The following is an 18,626-nucleotide window of genomic DNA, read 5'->3' on the forward strand; positions in this document are numbered from 1 at the left end:
AAGTTTCATTTTTTTCTGAAAGTTTAAAATAAAAGATAATGAACTATAAAAAAATCAATATCATAATTGCATGCATCTGGTTTATAAATGGCCTATTCTGTAAAATGCTAAACCTTGTTCCTCGACACCAACAGATTGTAGCTTCAATTTTAGCTGAAGACAAATCAAGGTTAATAACTATAATCATTGGTTTTCTGGAAATTTGCATGGCCCTTTGGATGGTATCAAATAAAAGTCCAAAACTGAACGCCATATTTCAAATTATAATTATTTCCATTATGAACACTTTAGAAGTTCTCACTATTCCCGAATTACTGCTATACGGCAAACTAAATATTTTCTTTGCTTTGATTCTAGTAACTATTATTTATTTAAACAATATACATTCTAATAAGGTATCCCATGGCAATATTAAATCTTAAAAATCATCCGTTTGCTGTTGAAGCTTTTTTCGAAACCTCTATTGTTTTAACTTTTGCTATTCCTAAAAAACAACTTGAAAGCTTAATTCCTGAATGTTTAGAATTAGATACTTTCGATGACCAATGGGCATTTTTCGCCATCGCAATGGTTGAAACCAAAAATCTACGTCCAAAAGGGTTTCCCATCTACTTGGGAAATGACTTCTTTTTAATCGGTTACCGAATTTTTGTTAAGTACAAAAATCAAGCAGGAAAACGCTTGCGGGGACTCTATATTATAAAATCGGAAACTAACAAAAAAAGAATGGCAATTATGGGAAACTTATTTACACATTATAATTATACAACTACAGATATTCAACAAACAAAAAATTATAATCGAACAAATGTGGTATCAAAAAAATCAAAGTTTAACTTTGAATTTTCGAATGATACAATAGAGATTGAATTACCGAAAGGCTCTCCATTTTCATCGTGGAAAGAAGCTCGACGTTTTGCTGGCCCACTACCTTTTACTTTTACATACAATGCAACAAACAAAGAAGTTTTAATTATTGAAGGAGTACGTAAAGATTGGAATCCGCAACCACTAAAACTTATTAATTATCACTTCGACTTTTTACAGCAAAACAAATTTAAAGGGCAGCTTCTTGCCAATGCATTTATCATTGAAACGATTCCATACCAATGGAAAAAAGGAAAACTAGAATCATGGAACTAAAAAAAAGAATTAAATATCAAGGTGTTTTAAATATTTTAAGTTTTAATCGGCACTTCTATATTTATGGATTCATTGTATTTATAATAACACTAACTACCATTTCAATTTTTAATACACCTAGTGTTTATCTCTGGTGTACTATAAGTTTATTTTTATATGGCATGGTTGCTCCATTAGCAGTTTCTGCATACGTTTACGACTATTCTAATTATTACAATTTTGATTGGCTCAAAAAGTACGGTATTGAAGACCACAACAGCAAACTAAATATTAATATTAATGCTGGTTTTGACGAAACAAGTTTTGTGTTAAAGCATAAGTATCCAAAATCAAATTTAATTGTATTCGATTTTTACAACCCTAATAATCATACCGAACCTGCAATTGTTAGGGCCCGAAACGTGAGCCAAATATACCCTGGCACTCAAAAAATTAACACCTCAAAAATTCCTTTAAAAAACAAATCAGTCGACACCATATTTTTGCTCTCATCCGTACACGAGATGCGCTCAAATAATGAAAAAATAAACTTTTTAAAAGAATGTCGACGCATATGCAAACCAAACGGAAAAATCATTATGGTTGAGCACCTAAGAGATTTCCCTAACTTTCTTGCATTTTCAATTGGTTTTACACATTTTTTTTCAAAACAAGTTTGGAAAAATGCTTTAAAAACAGCGGGGTTTTCGACCGTCCAAGAAACTAAATTCACACCATTTTTGTCCATTTTTTATTGTTCTCCTTAAATTAGAATATCATGTACATTCACTTAAAAATTATTGGAAGTCTCTTAACCTCTTTAGCCCTTTTGCATTTAGGTTTTCCCAAATATTTTAACTGGAATAATGACCTAAAATCTTTAAGTCTAATTAACAGACAAATGATGAAAACACATACGTTTTTTATTGCGTTAACCATAATATTAATGGGGCTATTGTGTCTCTTGGTTACGCAAGATTTAACACAAACCCAATTAGGTAAAAAGTTAACATTTGCTTTGGGTATATTCTGGCTGATTAGATTGTATTTTCAAATTTTTGTGTATTCCCCCAAACTTTGGAAAGGAAAAACTTTTGAAACTTACATACATCTGTTATTTACTTTGTTTTGGATATATATGTGTGTTGTATTTTTTTACTGTACTTTTACCTACTAAATATTTCAATTTTTATTCTATTTTTGGTAGATCATAAACAGCCTATAAATGCCTGATCATAACATAAATGCCAATAAGTGGATCGATTTGTATTCTGACTACCTTTTTAACTATACAATTACCCGTGTAAATGATCGAGAGGTGGCCCAGGATTTGGTACAGGACACATTTTTTGCTGGCCTAAAATCAATGAAGAATTTCAAAGGAGAATCCAGCGAACGCACTTGGCTTGTGTCGATTTTAAAAAGAAAAATTATTGATTATTACCGCAAAATAAACTCTAATAAAGGTCAGGCCGAAGTACGAATGAATTTCAATACAGAGGACGATGAAGGCGACTGGTTAGAAGAACGGGTAGCCGACCCTTTTGATAAAACTGCAGAGGACAAACTCGAAAACGCAGAACTTGGAGACGCGATATATAATTGCCTCGAAAAACTACCCAAAAAACAAGCACTGGTTTTTAAAATGAAAACCATTGAAGGATACGACACCGAAGTTATTTGTAATGAACTCAACATCACTGCGTCTAACCTTTGGGTTATCATTCATAGAGCACGAACTGCTATGGCAGATTGTTTAAAAGAAAATTGGTTTTAATTATGATTGACAAAAAACGTGACAACAAGCAGAGCGCTTTAAAAAATGACCATATGACTACGTTGGAAGACAACTTAGAAAATGAAACCAATACTTTAGCTAGTAAACATAAACTTTTGATGCCTTGCAGGGAAGCAAACCATGTTTGTGATAAATCGCAATACCAAGAAGCTACAGTTTGGGAAAAAGTAAAATTAAATATCCATTTGCTTCTTTGTAGCTTTTGCCGAAACTATACAAAAAACAATACCAAGCTAACAAGAACTATAAAAGCTTCTAACATTTCATATATGGACAAAACATGTAAAGAAGCTTTAAAAAAAGAATTTGATAAAGCCCTTAAAGAACATCAAATTAATTAAAAAGCAACAACATTAACAACCATAATACGGGCAACCCTTCAACCCAAAAAGCACTATAATACTTTCCCTGAGTAACCATTGAAAATTTAATCAAAACCCCTGTTATAACACCTATTAAAAACAGTACCAAGATACTTCCATAAGCCATCGAATCCTTAAATAATTCCAGTATATAAAAAGCTATTAGCAAGATATACCCCATAATTTTGGTTTCTTTAATCCCTATTTTTTGAGGAATAGTTGCCAGTTTCAGACTGTCATAACTCAAATCTCGAATCTCAAAAGGCAACATAATTACAATTATGAATAAAAACCGTTGAATAGCTGTCAATATAACATCTGCATTAATAGGATGGTCATTATTAATGGCTGGCAAAAATACAGTAACACCAGTCCAGACCAGAGCTATTAAATACACCTTGAGCCCTCCAATATCTCTTAAATTTTGTTTACTATCTAAAAAAAACCGCTTCGGCAAAAACGGTATGGCGTAAAAAAAAGTAACCAACCCGAAACCAACAATAAACAATACAGTGTTTAACTTAAGCTTAAGACCGTAGTAACACATAAAAATAAAACTGAAAAACGAAAAAACCTGAATAGCTTTTAACCATTTCGACAAACTACGGTGGTGAAATTTTGCTATACCAAAATATTTCACAAAATTATAGCCTGTTATCGTAGCAAAAAACACAAAATTGAGTAATTCCTTATCTAAAGATATTTGAAATTCTATTAAGCTAATCCACGTTAAAGCTACTACCGAAAATGCAACATGTATACTACTGTTAATGTAGAAATTAACAACCTGCTTCAAAACTTTCATAACACAAATGTAAACAAAGTGTTAAAGTTACTACCCTATGAATAAAATCTCCTCCTATAAGACAAGAAAACACACTTAATATTATGTACTTTTGCGGAATATTTAACAAAATTCGAATTTTAATGAATACAAACGCTTTTGCATTGCGTCATATCGGACCTAGAGAAGAAGAACAAAACCAAATGTTACAAACCATTGGTGTCGATTCACTAGATCAGTTAATTTATGAAACGTTACCAGATGATATTAAGTTAAAAAACGGTTTAAACTTAGATGAACCCATGACTGAATATGAGTATTCACTGCATATTCAAAATTTGGCGGATAAAAATAAAGTTTTTAAAACTTATATTGGTTTAGGGTATCACCCCACCGTTTTACCAGCTGTAATTCAAAGAAATGTTCTTGAAAATCCAGGTTGGTATACAGCTTACACACCTTATCAAGCTGAAATAGCACAGGGTCGTTTAGAGGCTTTATTAAATTTCCAAACCATGGTAATAGAACTAACTGGAATGGAGATTGCCAACGCATCTTTACTTGACGAAGGAACGGCTGTTGCAGAAGCAATGAGTTTACTTTTTGCTGTTCGCAGTCGTGATCAGAAAAAAGCAGGTGTAAACAAGTTTTTTGTTTCTGAAAATATTTTACCGCAAACCTTATCTGTACTTGAAGCACGTGCTTTACCGATTGGTATAGAACTAGTGGTAGGTAGTGAAAACCATTTTGATTTTTCAACTGAATTCTTTGGTGCTATTTTACAATACCCAGGAAAACACGGACAGGTAACCGATATAGAATCTTTTATTAGCAAAGCGAACGAAAATAATATAAAAGTAGCCGTTGCTGCTGATATTTTGAGTTTGATAAAACTTGAAGCGCCGGGTAAATTTGGTGCCGATGTAGTTGTTGGTACAACCCAACGTTTTGGGGTTCCTATGGGCTTTGGCGGTCCACACGCAGCTTATTTTGCAACAAAAGAAGCCTACAAGCGTGATGTTCCTGGTCGTATTATAGGTGTTAGTAAAGATATGAATGGTGACCGCGCATTGCGTATGGCGCTTCAAACTCGTGAGCAACATATAAAAAGAGATAAAGCCACTTCAAATATTTGTACAGCCCAAGTATTGTTAGCTGTCATGGCCAGCATGTATGCTGTTTATCATGGTCCAAAAGGCTTGAAATTTATTGCTGGTAAAGTACATAATGCAGCTTCAGCTTTAGCCGAAGGACTAAAAACTTTAGGTTATTCTCAAGAAAACAGTGACTTTTTCGACACCATTCAAGTAAAAGCCGATGCAAAAGCAATCGAGGCTCTGGCTCTTGAACATGAAATTAATTTCTACTATCCAGATGCAGATACAGTTACCATTTCAACAAATGAAACAACTTCTGTAGACGATATTAATACAATCCTAGCTTTATTTGCTCAGGTTGCAAATAAAGAAACTATTAAGGTTTCTGAATTAAAAGAGAGCAATAATATTTCTGAAAACCTTCAAAGAAAATCTGAATTTTTAACTTCAGAAGTATTCAACTCTTACCACTCTGAAACCGAATTAATGCGTTACATAAAACGTTTGGAACGCAAAGATTTGGCCTTAAACCAGTCCATGATTTCATTAGGATCATGTACCATGAAGCTAAATGCAGCTTCAGAAATGTTGCCGTTAAGTAACATTAAATGGGCAAGCATCCACCCGTTTGTACCACAAAATCAAGCTGAAGGATATTTAACCATTTTAAAGGAGCTAGAAGATCAGTTAACTGAAATTACCGGATTTGCAGCTACCTCATTACAACCAAATTCTGGTGCTCAAGGCGAGTTTGCCGGTTTAATGGTTATTAAAGCATATCATGAGTCTCGTGGCGATCACCACAGAAACATTTGCTTAATTCCATCGTCGGCACACGGAACAAACCCGGCAAGTGCTGTTATGGCAGGCATGAAAGTTGTTGTAACTAAATCGACTCCTGAAGGTAATATTGATGTTGAAGATTTACGCGAAAAAGCGCTTTTACACAAAGACAATTTATCGTGTTTAATGGTAACCTACCCATCAACACATGGGGTTTACGAATCGGCTATAAAAGAAATTACACAAATCATTCATGATAACGGCGGACAAGTTTATATGGATGGTGCGAACATGAATGCTCAGGTAGGATTAACAAATCCTGGAAATATTGGAGCCGATGTTTGTCACTTAAATTTACATAAAACTTTTGCTATTCCTCACGGAGGAGGTGGTCCTGGTGTTGGTCCAATCTGTGTTGCCGAGCAACTCGTACCATTCTTACCAGGAAACCCGGTTAAAATTGTTGGTGGCAAGCATGCTATTCCAGCAATTTCTGCTGCACCATTCGGATCGGCATTAGTCTGTTTAATCTCCTACGGATACATAAAAATGTTAGGGGCTGAAGGTTTAACCGAATCTACAAAAATCGCTATTTTAAACGCGAACTATATTAAATCGCGTTTACAAGGAAGTTTCGATACATTATACTCTGGAGAGCGTGGTCGTGCAGCACACGAAATGATTGTTGACTGTCGCCCATTTAAAGCCAATGGCATTGAAGTAACCGATATAGCTAAACGTTTAATTGATTACGGATTCCATGCACCAACAGTATCGTTCCCGGTAGCCGGAACTTTAATGATCGAGCCTACAGAAAGCGAAAGCAAATCGGAGATTGATCGTTTTTGTGATGCCATGATTTCTATTAAAAACGAAATTGATCAGGCTTCTAAAGACGATACTAATAATGTGTTAAAGAATGCACCACATACTTTAGAGATGTTAACGGCTAACACATGGGATTTCCCATACACCCGTGAAGACGCTGCTTATCCTTTAGATTATGTGAAGCAAAATAAATTCTGGCCAACTGTAAGACGTGTAGATGACGCCTTTGGTGATAGAAACTTAGTTTGTTCATGCGCTCCTATTGAAGCTTACGCTGAAGCTTAAAATAGGCGTTGAACATCGTAAAATAATTTAAAATAAAACTTGCCTTTTATTGAAAGCTAGTATATTGCTGTACTGCTAAATAATAAAAGGCATTTTCTTTTTATGAATATTAAAATTACAGGTACTGGGAGTTATATTCCTGATACAATTGAAAAAAACGACGCATTCCATCAACACCAATTTCTTAACACCGATGGAACAGTTATTAATCACCCTAACGAAGTTATTATTGAAAAGTTTAAAGCGATTACAGGTATTGCTGAACGTCGTTATGCTAAACCTCATTTAAACTCTTCCGATTTAGGATTTTTTGCTGCTGAACGTGCCATCAATGATGCTGGAATTAATCCTGAAACCTTAGATTACATTATAGTTGCACACAATTTTGGTGATGTAAAACACAACACCATTCAAAGTGATGTTATCCCCTCGTTAGCGGCTCGCATAAAACACAGTTTACGTATAAAAAATCCAAAATGTGTAGCATACGATATTCTCTTTGGATGCCCAGGTTGGGTTGAAGGTGTTATTCAAGCAAAAGCATTTATTAAATCAGGCATGGCAAAACGTTGTCTGGTTATTGGTTCAGAAACATTATCGCGCGTTGTTGATAAACACGATCGAGATGCCATGATTTTTTCCGATGGCGCTGGCGCAACCATTGTAGAGGCTACCGATGAGCCTGGAGGAATTCTTGCTCATGAAACAGCTAGTTTCACCTACGATGAAGCCTACTTTCTATATTACGGGAATTCCAATAATCAATCCTTAGATAAAGATACCCGTTACATTAAAATGGATGGGCGAAAAATTTATGAGTTTGCACTAACTAATGTCCCTAAAGCTATGCAAAGCTGTTTGGATGCTAGTGGTGTAGATATTACTCAGGTAAAAAAAATATTTATTCATCAGGCTAATGAGAAAATGGACGAAGCCATTCTGAAACGATTTTACCGATTATATCGCACAGAAATCCCGGAACATATTATGCCTATGAGTATTCAAACATTAGGTAATAGTTCGGTAGCTACAGTACCAACCTTATTTGATTTGGTAAGAAATAATAAATTAGAAAACCATAGCCTTAGCAAAGGTGATGTTATTATATTTGCAAGTGTGGGTGCAGGTATGCACATTAACGCCATTGTATACAAATATTAATATCACCGCAAAAGCGGAAACCAAAAATGTACGAAAACACATTTCCTAACAAACGCTTTAAACATACGCTGGAGTTTCTTCAAAAACATATTTCAACTACTGAACATATTTTAGATTTAGGGGTAACAAATCCGTTTTCTGAAATCATGACACAACAAGGCTATACCGTTGAAAACACAAAAGGAGAAGATTTAGATATCGATACTTCAACTATTGAAAATTCTCCAGCCGATGTGGTTACTGCATTTGAGATATTTGAACATTTATTATCGCCATTTACAGTTCTTAAATCCATTAAAACCAACAAACTAGTAGCTAGTGTCCCTCTTAAATTATGGTTTTCGTCTGCTTACAGAAGTAAAACAGACATGCTCGACAGACACTATCATGAATTTGAAGACTGGCAATTCGACTGGTTGCTGGAAAAAGCAGGCTGGAAAATAATTGAACGCAAAAAATGGACGAATCCGACAAAAAAAATAGGTATTCGCCCTATTTTACGTTGGTTCACCCCAAGATATTACATTGTTTATGCCGAAAGGGTTTAAATTTAGTTTATTAAAATACCACTAGTGAATTTTTACATCATCATACCAGCTCATAATGAAGCTGATTGCATCGAACAAACTTTAGATTCGTTAGCAAAACAAACCCTTTTACCAAAAAAAGTAGTAATAGTTAACGATAATTCTACCGATAATACGCAACAAGTTGCTGAAGCTTTCGCTGAAAATCATACTTGGCTGGAACTTATTAATTCAAAATCCAGTGATAAACACTTGCCTGGTTCCAAAATCATCAATGCATTTTACAAAGGCTACGAGGTTCTGGATGAAGACTACGATATCATTTGTAAATTTGATGCCGATTTAATTTTTCCTGAAAACTATTTAGAAAAGATAGCAGATCATTTTAAACATGACTCTAAACTCGGTATGGCAGCTGGATTTTGCTACATTGAAAAAAACAACCAATGGGTATTGGAAAATTTAACCAACAAAGACCATATACGTGGCGCTTTAAAAGCCTATACTAAATCTTGTTTTTTGCAAATAGGTAAATTAAAACCATCAATGGGATGGGACACCGTTGATGAACTTCTAGCCAAATATTATGGCTGGTCCATTCTAACCGATGACTCGTTGCATGTAAAGCATTTAAAACCTACTGGTATTAGTTATAATAAAGCCTCTAAATACCTACAAGGTGAAGCGATGTACAAAATGCGATACGGTTTCACAATCACCTTAATTTCAGCTCTAAAATTAGCTTACAAAAAGAAAAGCCTTGCTTTATTTCGAGATTATATGGCAGGTTATTTTAAAGCTAAAAACAATAAGACTGAACCCCTTGTTTCTGCTGAAGAAGGTAAATTTATTCGTGATTTACGTTGGAAAGGTATGCTTAATAAATTAGCATAATTAGAAAGCTGAGTTAATGACTTTGGTTATTTCTATTAAAACCATTAAATTGTCATTCTAAACTCTTCAAAGCATACCATGAAAACTTTAAGCTTTATTTTACTCATGGGTACTGGAATTTTCCTTTTAACTAAAGAAGATTCTAAACCCGAAGTGATAGAGATACAAGAAATTCCAGCCAAGCAAACTTGTATTTCTCCTAACAGCAAAAGCGGCGAAACGCATGAACATCAAGGTTGTTGTATCAGCTCTGGCAGGGCTTCCTATATTTTAGGCAACATTGATAAGGAATAAAGCAAAAAATTCAAATTTTTGTATTTACGTATTACAAGAAACTTACTAGATTTAATAACAAAAGGCGTAAAATACATTTTACACCTTTTTTAATATTAAACCATTATTCTGTTAATAGTTTATAATAAGTCGCTTAACAACATACTCTCCCGTTTTTAAATCGGAAACTTTTAAAAAGTAAATTCCATTTTCATACGAGCTCACATCTAACATGGCCTTCTTTTGTAAACTACCTAAATTTTTATTTATTAGTTGTCCATTTTGTAAAGTAAACATACTCAAATTAACCGATTTATTCGTAAAACCAGAGTAATTAACAATTACTGAACCTTTTGTTGGATTTGGGTAAACCGCCACCTTACTTGAAGTTGCGGTATTTCTTTCTACAGTAATAGAATTCGATAAACTGAAACACCCCGATAAACCAGACACCAGATGATCCCCTTCTTCGGGAGGTGTTAACCCTTCTAAAGTTCCATTATAACTTAAATGCCAAACCAAGCAATTTCCTGCATCAGCTTCATCGAAATTTACGTCAGAAAAGTTTTCTGGTAATCCTAAAATAATGGTACCGTCTGCATTAGTAACAACCCAAGCGGAGTTTTCACCCACATTCCCCTCTAAAGCTATGCCATCTTCAGGTATGTTATCTTCCGAACCATCGCCCACCGTAAAGCTAAACGTGTTCTCTTCTCCCCCGGTTATGGTTCCGCCGGCAACTTCATTTCTAATCACAGTTATGGCATTAGATAAAGCAAAACAACCAGATAATGCAGATACGTTATTCCCGACTTCTGCTCCAATTAATCCATCTTCGAAAGCGATATGCCAAATTAAACAGGTTCCGTCTCCCGCGCCTTCCAAATCGAAAGGAGGTCCTTCAGGCAGTGCTAATATTTCAGGATCTTCGCCATTATTAGTAATCACCCAAGCCATATTATCCCCTAATAAATCTCCAGTCACATCAACATTAAAGGCATCACTAACTCCATCACCAGCGCAAATTTCAATTTCTATGCCTCCATCATTTTCTATAGCAATGCTTCCCGCATTTACACCATTTCGTATAACCGTAATTGGATTAGAAAGATCGAAACATCCAGTTAAATCATTTGCATTAGTTACCCCTTCTAAACTCACGTTTTCCGCATAGCTTAAGTGCCAGATTAAACAAACGCCATCGCCTGCTCCTTCTAAATCGAAACTATTAGTATTTGAAGTATCTAAAATATTTGCATCTTCGTCGGTAACTACCCAAATCATATCAGGCCCTTCTGCACCGGTTAAAGTGACTTCAAATAAATCGGAAACACCATCGCCTGCACAAATTTCAATTTCCGTTGCACCATCATTAAGCGAAATTTCACCACCTTCAGGTTGTTGAATTCGTTTTACTTCGATATAATTAGATAAGTCGAATTTTCCTTTTATATCATTCAGATTTAATGTGAATTTTCCTTGTCCTGAGGGATCTATTAACGGTTTAATGCCATTGTACGACAAATGCCATATTAAACAAATTCCTGTTCCGGAATCATCAAAATCTACTTCGGAGGGATGATTAGGCAGCGCTAAAATATTATGTTCTTCGTCTGTAATAATCCATTGCTTTATGCGACCTGAAGCATTATGGACTTCAACATCCACCATATCTGGCACACCATCGCCCACACAAAGTTCGGCATACATTGAACCATCGGAAAACATAATCTCACCACCATAAACTGTAGCATTTTCGTTAGCATTTGTATTTTGAGCGGCAACATTACCAGAAACTGCTAAAAGCACAATTATTAAAATGAGGTAGGAAACAACTTTTAAGGAAATCAGATTTGGGACGGCTATGTATTTGTTTTTCATAACACTCTGATTTTTATATTTATACCATTAGAAGGTACAAAAAACAATTGACAAAACTAAACCTAATATATGAACATCATAATTCGTCGTTAATCCGTAAAAATCCAATCGCTTATATGAATTTCCGATTCCAATTTTTTTTCAATTCCGTCGTCTAATTGCGGGAAAAAATCAATTCCGGTTAACTTCTCAATAGTATCTACCTTAACCACAAAATCATATAACGGTTTATTCGAACTTTGATTAGGCATTAAAAAACCTATCATTTTTGGTTCACCCGAATTCACATCAATTATTACTTTATAAAAGTACTCTGGCACAGCAACGTTTTCGGTTCCTATGGTTTTTAATCCTAGTTGAAGGACACCACCTGTAACTACAAAAACACCATTGTATTTACTAGCCCAATAACGAACTTTTTGCTCTAGTGTATTCCAAACGCCTGCATTAAAATCATGGTCTTGCGGACTTATATTGCTGGTTAAAAACGTTTCATCATAGGCTTGCTTACTATATCGCTTATCTCCTGCCGGACATAAGTGTCCACGACCGTAACCTGAGTTTTTATAATTACGCCAACTTGCCGCTCCTGTTTTTACAGCATCATCAATTTCAAAATAAGGCCTATCGAAATTAGATTTAGATAAGTGTGTTTTCTTTAACTCATAAGCTACCCATTCTGCCTGTTCGTAAGCTTCATTATAACTTAACGAATATCCATCGTGATGTATAACTTGTCCGGTTGTACTTGTTGGCAAAAAATATTCGTTTGTGTTTGGTTTTATAGTAGCACCTTCCTTTACAATTTCTGCCTGTTCTTCAACCTTTAAAATATGTTCATAGCCGTAAACAATTATAACCAAAATAACTGCTAAAAGTGTATATGTTGTTTTTCTTTTCAAACTAATCTAAAACAAACTCTAATGGTTTTCCAATAATAGCTCCGTTAGGAAAACTAATGTCTAGAAGCGCCGAAATGGTTGGAGCAATATCTGTAATTTCAGTCTTCTCAAAGGTTTGTCCGTGTTTAATACCCTTACCAAAAAACAATAAAGGCACATGCGTATCGTAATCAAAACCCGAACCATGTGTTGACCCAGTATGTCCGTAAGAAATATAAGCTGCCTTATAATCAAAAAGTACATCCCCTGACCGTTTTTGATTAAACCCTTTTTGCAACAGCGCTTCTATTCCCATAGGAAATGCCGTTGTTGCCATAGTTGTAGCAGAATAGGCTTTATCGATATGCTGATACGTTATCAGTTCATTAACCAGTTCTTCCTGAATATCTTGTAAATTAAGGTCTAAATCTGCTATTTTTTCTCGGTCTAAAAACACTTGATTATTACTAACATTTTCGATTAAATTTGCTCCATATTTCTTCTGAAGAAAATTGGACATTTGCTCCTTTTCTGATTGAGCATTCACGTAACCTGCAGGTATTTTTACACTTTGCAAATATGCAGGCACATCTACCGCCGCGTGGTCGGCCGTTAAAAACACTGTGTAATTTCCTTTTCCAACTTTATCATCAAGCGCATTAAAAAAACGCTCTAAATCGAGATCTAAACGAATGTAAGTATCTTCAATTTCCTTTGAATTCACGCCAAAATTATGCCCTACATAATCGGTACTGGAAAAACTTACCGTTAAAACATCGGTATAATCGTCTTGTCCCAATTGTTCTCCTGCTAACGCTGCAATGGCAAAATCGGCAACAATACTGTTACCATATGCGGTGGTTTTTAATATTTCGAATCCGCCGTTTTGGTCTTTTAATACGTCTAAATCGTAAGGAAAAGTAGCCGATTCTTTACCTTTAAAACCTCCTTCAAAATTATTTAAATCGCTCCCGCTTTCAGTATAAGTTTCAATATCGTAATAAGTATTCCAAGGTTTAAAATACGATTCGGCGATATCGGATGAATTAAAATCTATAACCCATTGCGGCAATTCATTCATGTAATAAGTACTTGTAATAAAATCGCCTTGATCTTTCCCATAAAACCAATAGGCTGCATTTGCCGAGTGCCCTGCTGGTAAAATAGCACCTCGATCTTTAACAGATATACCTATCGATTTACCCCTCATTTGTGTAAACAACCTATTTTCGTCGGCAAACGTCGTTGTGGTCATTCGATGCGGAGACATTTTTCCTGCATCGCTTCTAGTACCAACAGATTCTACACTATCATCTCCTGCACAGTACACATTTTTCTTAATTTCCTTATCGTACCATCCATTAGATATTATGCCATGATACTTTGGCGTGGTTCCGGAAAAAACTGAGGCATGACCAGGAGCCGTTTTAGTAGGCACATAATTAAAATGATTATTTTTACAATTATATCCTTCATTCATCATTCGTTTAAATCCGCCCTCACCATACTTTGTATAAAAGCGTGTTAAATAATCGTAACGCATTTGGTCTACAACAATGCCTACAATTAATTTTGGTTTATTAGTAAAATAATAATCATTTTGTGTGCTGGCAGGCAAATCTCTCGATTGTTCCTGCGCTTTGCAACTTAAAACTAAAGTAACCGCGAATAATAAAGTGAAAATTTTGTTCATTATATATTTTTTATAAAGATGCCAAAAATAGTTATCAAATAAAATCATAATTTAAATTTAACGTTAAATACCTGTTACTTTTTTTTACTTTAGCACTATTAATTTTTCATATGACTTATCTACACAATATTGGCGCATACTTTTTAATGGTTATTAATATGTTTCGCAAACCAACAAAGTGGTCGGTAATGAAAACATTAATCTTAAAAGATATTGATGATTTGATTATAGGCTCTCTTGGTATTGTAGCTTTTATTTCATTTTTCGTTGGTGGCGTAATAACCATTCAAACGGCATTAAACATAGATAACCCATTAATCCCTCCTTCATTAGTTGGTTTTGCTACCCGACAGTCGGTAATATTAGAATTTGCACCTACATTCACCTCCATAATTATTGCTGGTAAAGTAGGTTCTTTTATAACTTCCAGCATAGGAACAATGCGCGTTACCGAACAAATTGACGCCTTAGAGGTTATGGGTATTAACTCTTTAAATTATTTAATATTTCCTAAAACCGTCGCTTTATTACTGTATCCCTTTGTGATAGCAATTGGTATGTTTTTAGGTATATTAGGAGGCATGGCAGCCTGCGTGTTTGGAGGTTTTAGTTCTCTAGAAGATTTTATAATTGGTATTCAAACCGATTTCACCCCTTTTCATGTGACCTATGCGTTTATTAAAACTTTTGTATTTGCATTTGTTTTAGCTACGATTCCTTCTTTTTATGGTTATTATATGAAAGGCGGTGCTTTAGAAGTAGGCAAAGCCAGTACAACATCGTTTGTTTGGACCAGTGTGGTCATTATTCTATTAAACTATTTATTAACCCAAATGCTTTTAAGTTAATGATTGAAGTTACAGATTTACATAAATCGTTTGGCGATACCGAAATCCTAAAAGGAATAACAACAACTTTCGATAAAGGGAAAACCAACCTTATTATAGGGCAAAGTGGTTCAGGGAAAACGGTTTTTTTAAAATGTTTATTAGGACTTTTCGAATATGAACAAGGCTCTATTGCTTACGACGGGAAAATTTTTTCAAAACTTTCCGACGCTCAAAAACGTGATTTACGTGCCGAAATTGGAATGGTATTTCAAGGCAGTGCTTTATTCGATTCTATGACTATTGCCCAAAACGTAATGTTTCCGCTAAAAATGTTTACGAAACAAAGCAAAAGCGAAATGGAAGACCGTGTTGACTTTGTATTGAAACGTGTTAACCTTGCCGATGCCCATAATAAAATGCCAAGTGAAGCTTCAGGTGGTATGCAAAAACGTGTCGCTATTGCTCGTGCTATCGTAAACAATCCAAAATATTTATTTTGCGACGAACCAAACTCTGGTCTTGATCCCAAAACATCCATGGTAATTGATAATTTAATTCAGGAAATTACCGACGAATATCAAATAATTACTGTAATTAATTCGCACGACATGAATTCTGTAATGGAGATTGGTGAAAAAATCGTTTTTCTAAAAAATGGCTATAAAGAATGGGAAGGTTCTAAAGACACCATATTTAAAACAGATAACAAATCGGTAACCGATTTCGTTTATTCGTCTAATTTATTCAAAAAAGTAAGACGTATGTATATTGAAGAACATCAATAAGGATTAATCTTTTTACTTTTGAACACGTTTTATTCCATTATAAAAGAACACTTCGGAGAACTAACTGAAGAAGAATTTCAAATACTTAATTCATTTTTTTATTCGGAAACACTATCCAAGAACGATTTCTTTACACAAAGTGGCAGCTATTGCAAAAAACTTAGTTTAGTAAAAACGGGATTCCTACGCATTTATGCTCTATCAGAAGGCAAAGAAATAACACACTGGATTTCTACCCCAGATTATTTCATTACCGAAATTTCCAGCTTCTTTTTTAACCAGCCAAGCCGATGGTATATCCAAGCCTTAACGCCCGTAGAACTATTAACTATCGACAAACAAAACTACAATAAACTCTGCGAATCTGTTCCTAAATGGAAAGATATTGAAAGTCAGTTTATAGCCAAATGTTTTGCTATCTTAGAAAATCGCGTTTTTACCCATCTATCTATGAGTGCCGAAGAAAGGTATCATTTGTACTTTCAAGAAAATAAAGCACTTTTTAATCAGGTGTCATTACAATATCTGGCGTCTGTATTAGGAATGACTCCAGAAACTTTTTCACGCATTAGAAAACGACATTCTGAAAACCCTTGATTTTTATCAAGAATTATGCGCTTTGTTTTATTCAATTTTGTCTTAATTAAAAACAGGAATTATGACAAAAGAGATAAAAACTGAAATAACCATTAATGCTAATCCCGAAACCATCTGGAATATTTTAATTCATCAGGAAACATATCCCGACTGGAATCCTTTTATTAAAAAGCTAGAAGGTAAACTTGAAATTGGAAATAAAATTGAAGTTGTTATTCAACCTGAAAACGCATCGAAAATGACATTTAAACCCAAAATTTTAAAATTTGAACCCAATAAAACGCTTCAATGGAAGGGCATTTTTTTAATGAAAGGTTTGTTTGACGGAACGCATACCTTGAAACTCACCGACAACAAAAACGGCACAACAACTTTTAAGCACACTGAACTTTTTAAAGGTGTACTGGTTAAATTTTTCAATTTGGAAAATACCCGAAAAGGATTTGAAAAAATGAATTCGGAGCTTAAAAGATTATCCGAAAACTCTAAATAACATTAAGCTATTTAGTTTTGTCTGGTTACCACCAAACTATCCAATTTGTATTTTTGTTTAAGCCACTTTTCTAAATTCTCTTGTTTTTTAGCAATATCCTTTTCTTTTATTTTTGAAGTATTCCATTTCGCTGTAATAACCGATAAAGTATCTATTTTATTGAAATTTGAGGTAATGACACTTGAATAGGACAAATTTTCTACGCCTTCATAAAGGATTTTAACTTCTTTGGTTAGTTCGTCAAAAGGTATTTGTAAGCTTTCTAATTTTTCTAAACTCTTAACTTTTCCTTCAAGAAATACAATTTTTTGGGTTTGCGACAACAAATCGATAGAATCCCGATAACGTATCTGCTCCATATATTTCAAATTATCAAGATTCTTACTTTTATTCTGATTAAAAATAAGATTACACCTTGTTAAACCATCATATTTTGCCATTCTATCTTTTAACAAAGCAATCGTGCTTTCAGGCACTTCATCTAGCCCAAATGTATTTAATTCTATCACCGACGGACTTGCCTTGTCTTCTGAATATCTGTACGAGGCGTTTTTTCTAATATACTCGGCATGAGGTAAGGTGGTTAATTCCCGATTTATAAAATTACGTGCATCGACTTCAAAACGACTTTGTTGCAAAACATTTACAAACGTCCATATTGCCGGCACCATAACTACGATAGCAAGCGTCATAGCTAAGCGGCTTATACGGCGACGTCTTGCCGAATTTGCATAACGCAACATTGGGAATTTTAGCACTTTTAAAACTAAAAAAGTAGCTAAAGCGATAAATATCGTGTTAATAATGAATAGATATAACGCACCTAAAGCGTATCGCATCCCTTTGGCAAACTCTTCGTCGATAGCCACAGACAAACCATAACCTACAGTACAAAGAGGCGGCATTAAAGCTGTTGCAATTGCTACACCAAAAATAACTGAAGCGATAGTCCCTCTTTTGGTTCTTGCTATAATTAAAGCGGAACCACCAAAAAAAGCAATTAACACATCTCGAATATCGGGCTTAGTACGCGCCAGTAATTCCGAAGATTCTTCACTTAATGGAAAAAACCAGAAAAACAAAAATGCAGTAAAAACACTTAAAACAATCATTACCCCGAAATTAACCATCGATTTTCTGAGGGTATCAATATCATTAATCGCTACCGATAAACCAATACCTAAAATAGGTCCCATTAATGGAGAAATTAACATGGCACCGATTACAACTGCTGTAGAATTTGCATTTAAACCAATTGATGCGACAAATATGGAACAAACTAAAATCCAGGCTGTAGCACCTTTAAACGGAATATCATTTTTTATAGCCTGCATAGTCGCCTCTCTATCCGTATCATCACGAAAGTCTAGTAACTCACTAAAAAAACGTTTTATGCTTAACAGAAGCCCCTGAGCATCTTTCTTAACGGCTTCCTTTGTTTCTTCTACAATTTGTTCTTTTTTATGTTCTTCTTCAGAAAAATTGAATTTATTTTCTTCCATTGGTTATATATTCCTAGTGCCATACTAATATAAAAAATAAATGGTTTGGT

At 34.6% G+C, this 18,626-nt stretch carries 19 protein-coding genes; 14 read left to right on the top strand and 5 right to left on the bottom strand.

Features of this window, described 5'->3' with window-relative positions; genetic code table 11:
• The first annotated feature begins 38 nt into the window (after positions 1 to 38).
• The 5 genes from ICJ83_RS01145 to ICJ83_RS01165 all read left to right on the top strand — a co-directional run bounded on the left by ICJ83_RS01145 (position 39) and on the right by ICJ83_RS01165 (position 3,261).
• Positions 39 to 422: a DoxX-like family protein gene (locus ICJ83_RS01145; RefSeq protein WP_188228519.1), complete on the top strand. Its 384-nt coding sequence runs from the start codon at positions 39 to 41 to the stop codon at positions 420 to 422.
• On the top strand, positions 403 to 1,143 hold the full coding sequence (locus ICJ83_RS01150) for a DUF2071 domain-containing protein (RefSeq protein WP_188228520.1): 741 nt from the start codon (positions 403 to 405) through the stop codon (positions 1,141 to 1,143). Before ICJ83_RS01145 ends, ICJ83_RS01150 begins: the two co-directional genes overlap by 20 nt.
• Positions 1,134 to 1,889 (top strand): class I SAM-dependent methyltransferase, encoded by a 756-nt coding sequence (locus ICJ83_RS01155; RefSeq protein WP_188228521.1) that lies wholly within the window; start codon positions 1,134 to 1,136, stop codon positions 1,887 to 1,889. Before ICJ83_RS01150 ends, ICJ83_RS01155 begins: the two co-directional genes overlap by 10 nt.
• Positions 1,890 to 2,347: 458 nt before the next feature.
• Positions 2,348 to 2,899: a sigma-70 family RNA polymerase sigma factor gene (locus tag ICJ83_RS01160; protein WP_188228522.1), complete on the top strand. Its 552-nt coding sequence runs from the start codon at positions 2,348 to 2,350 to the stop codon at positions 2,897 to 2,899.
• A gap of 2 nt (positions 2,900 to 2,901) precedes the next feature.
• Positions 2,902 to 3,261 carry a hypothetical protein gene (locus ICJ83_RS01165; RefSeq protein WP_223154558.1) on the top strand — a complete coding sequence of 120 codons (360 nt, stop codon included), beginning with the start codon at positions 2,902 to 2,904 and terminating at the stop codon, positions 3,259 to 3,261.
• Here the strand turns inward: ICJ83_RS01165 and ICJ83_RS01170 are convergent.
• Positions 3,254 to 4,087, bottom strand: coding sequence for a UbiA prenyltransferase family protein (locus ICJ83_RS01170; protein ID WP_188228523.1), 834 nt, complete (start codon positions 4,085 to 4,087; stop codon positions 3,254 to 3,256). The two genes, ICJ83_RS01165 and ICJ83_RS01170, sit on opposite strands and share 8 nt — an antisense overlap.
• A gap of 122 nt (positions 4,088 to 4,209) precedes the next feature.
• Here ICJ83_RS01170 and gcvP point away from each other — a divergent pair, with 122 nt between their 5' ends.
• From gcvP to ICJ83_RS01195, 5 genes are all read left to right on the top strand, one after another.
• Positions 4,210 to 7,059 (top strand): aminomethyl-transferring glycine dehydrogenase, encoded by a 2,850-nt coding sequence (gene gcvP / locus ICJ83_RS01175; RefSeq protein WP_188228524.1) that lies wholly within the window; start codon positions 4,210 to 4,212, stop codon positions 7,057 to 7,059.
• A 102-nt stretch (positions 7,060 to 7,161) separates the two neighbouring features.
• The gene (locus ICJ83_RS01180; protein WP_188228525.1) at positions 7,162 to 8,220 is read left to right on the top strand and encodes a 3-oxoacyl-ACP synthase III family protein; all 1,059 of its coding nucleotides are present in this window, start codon (positions 7,162 to 7,164) and stop codon (positions 8,218 to 8,220) included.
• 26 nt (positions 8,221 to 8,246) lie between these two features.
• On the top strand, positions 8,247 to 8,768 hold the full coding sequence (locus ICJ83_RS01185; RefSeq protein WP_188228526.1) for a methyltransferase domain-containing protein: 522 nt from the start codon (positions 8,247 to 8,249) through the stop codon (positions 8,766 to 8,768).
• A 24-nt stretch (positions 8,769 to 8,792) separates the two neighbouring features.
• Positions 8,793 to 9,641: a glycosyltransferase gene (locus tag ICJ83_RS01190; RefSeq protein WP_188228527.1), complete on the top strand. Its 849-nt coding sequence runs from the start codon at positions 8,793 to 8,795 to the stop codon at positions 9,639 to 9,641.
• Positions 9,642 to 9,719: 78 nt separating this feature from the next.
• On the top strand, positions 9,720 to 9,935 hold the full coding sequence (locus ICJ83_RS01195; RefSeq protein ID WP_188228528.1) for a hypothetical protein: 216 nt from the start codon (positions 9,720 to 9,722) through the stop codon (positions 9,933 to 9,935).
• A 111-nt stretch (positions 9,936 to 10,046) separates the two neighbouring features.
• Here ICJ83_RS01195 and ICJ83_RS01200 read toward each other — a convergent pair whose 3' ends face one another.
• The 3 genes from ICJ83_RS01200 to pafA form a co-directional block, all read right to left on the bottom strand.
• Positions 10,047 to 11,795 carry a T9SS type A sorting domain-containing protein gene (locus ICJ83_RS01200; RefSeq protein WP_188228529.1) on the bottom strand — a complete coding sequence of 583 codons (1,749 nt, stop codon included), beginning with the start codon at positions 11,793 to 11,795 and terminating at the stop codon, positions 10,047 to 10,049.
• 89 nt (positions 11,796 to 11,884) lie between these two features.
• On the bottom strand, positions 11,885 to 12,697 hold the full coding sequence (locus tag ICJ83_RS01205) for a DNA/RNA non-specific endonuclease (RefSeq protein ID WP_188228530.1): 813 nt from the start codon (positions 12,695 to 12,697) through the stop codon (positions 11,885 to 11,887).
• A gap of 1 nt (position 12,698) precedes the next feature.
• Entirely contained in the window at positions 12,699 to 14,369 is a 1,671-nt protein-coding gene (pafA, locus tag ICJ83_RS01210; RefSeq protein ID WP_188228531.1) for an alkaline phosphatase PafA, read from the bottom strand.
• A 110-nt stretch (positions 14,370 to 14,479) separates the two neighbouring features.
• Here pafA and ICJ83_RS01215 point away from each other — a divergent pair, with 110 nt between their 5' ends.
• The 4 genes from ICJ83_RS01215 to ICJ83_RS01230 all read left to right on the top strand — a co-directional run bounded on the left by ICJ83_RS01215 (position 14,480) and on the right by ICJ83_RS01230 (position 17,074).
• A complete protein-coding gene (locus ICJ83_RS01215; RefSeq protein WP_188228532.1) occupies positions 14,480 to 15,217 on the top strand; it encodes an MlaE family ABC transporter permease in 738 nt (245 codons plus the stop codon).
• Complete coding sequence (locus tag ICJ83_RS01220) at positions 15,217 to 15,984, top strand: ABC transporter ATP-binding protein (protein ID WP_188228533.1); 768 nt, start codon at positions 15,217 to 15,219, stop codon at positions 15,982 to 15,984. The genes ICJ83_RS01215 and ICJ83_RS01220 overlap by 1 nt, the downstream gene beginning before the upstream one ends.
• 18 nt (positions 15,985 to 16,002) lie before the next feature.
• Positions 16,003 to 16,581, top strand: coding sequence for a Crp/Fnr family transcriptional regulator (locus tag ICJ83_RS01225; RefSeq protein WP_188228534.1), 579 nt, complete (start codon positions 16,003 to 16,005; stop codon positions 16,579 to 16,581).
• Between the two features lie 61 nt (positions 16,582 to 16,642).
• Positions 16,643 to 17,074 (top strand): SRPBCC domain-containing protein, encoded by a 432-nt coding sequence (locus tag ICJ83_RS01230; protein ID WP_188228535.1) that lies wholly within the window; start codon positions 16,643 to 16,645, stop codon positions 17,072 to 17,074.
• An 11-nt stretch (positions 17,075 to 17,085) separates the two neighbouring features.
• Here ICJ83_RS01230 and ICJ83_RS01235 read toward each other — a convergent pair whose 3' ends face one another.
• Complete coding sequence (locus tag ICJ83_RS01235) at positions 17,086 to 18,576, bottom strand: DUF389 domain-containing protein (RefSeq protein WP_188228536.1); 1,491 nt, start codon at positions 18,574 to 18,576, stop codon at positions 17,086 to 17,088.
• Positions 18,577 to 18,626: the final 50 nt, after the last annotated feature.

Source organism: Aestuariibaculum sediminum, assembly GCF_014596945.1.
Lineage (GTDB): Bacteria > Bacteroidota > Bacteroidia > Flavobacteriales > Flavobacteriaceae > Aestuariibaculum > Aestuariibaculum sediminum.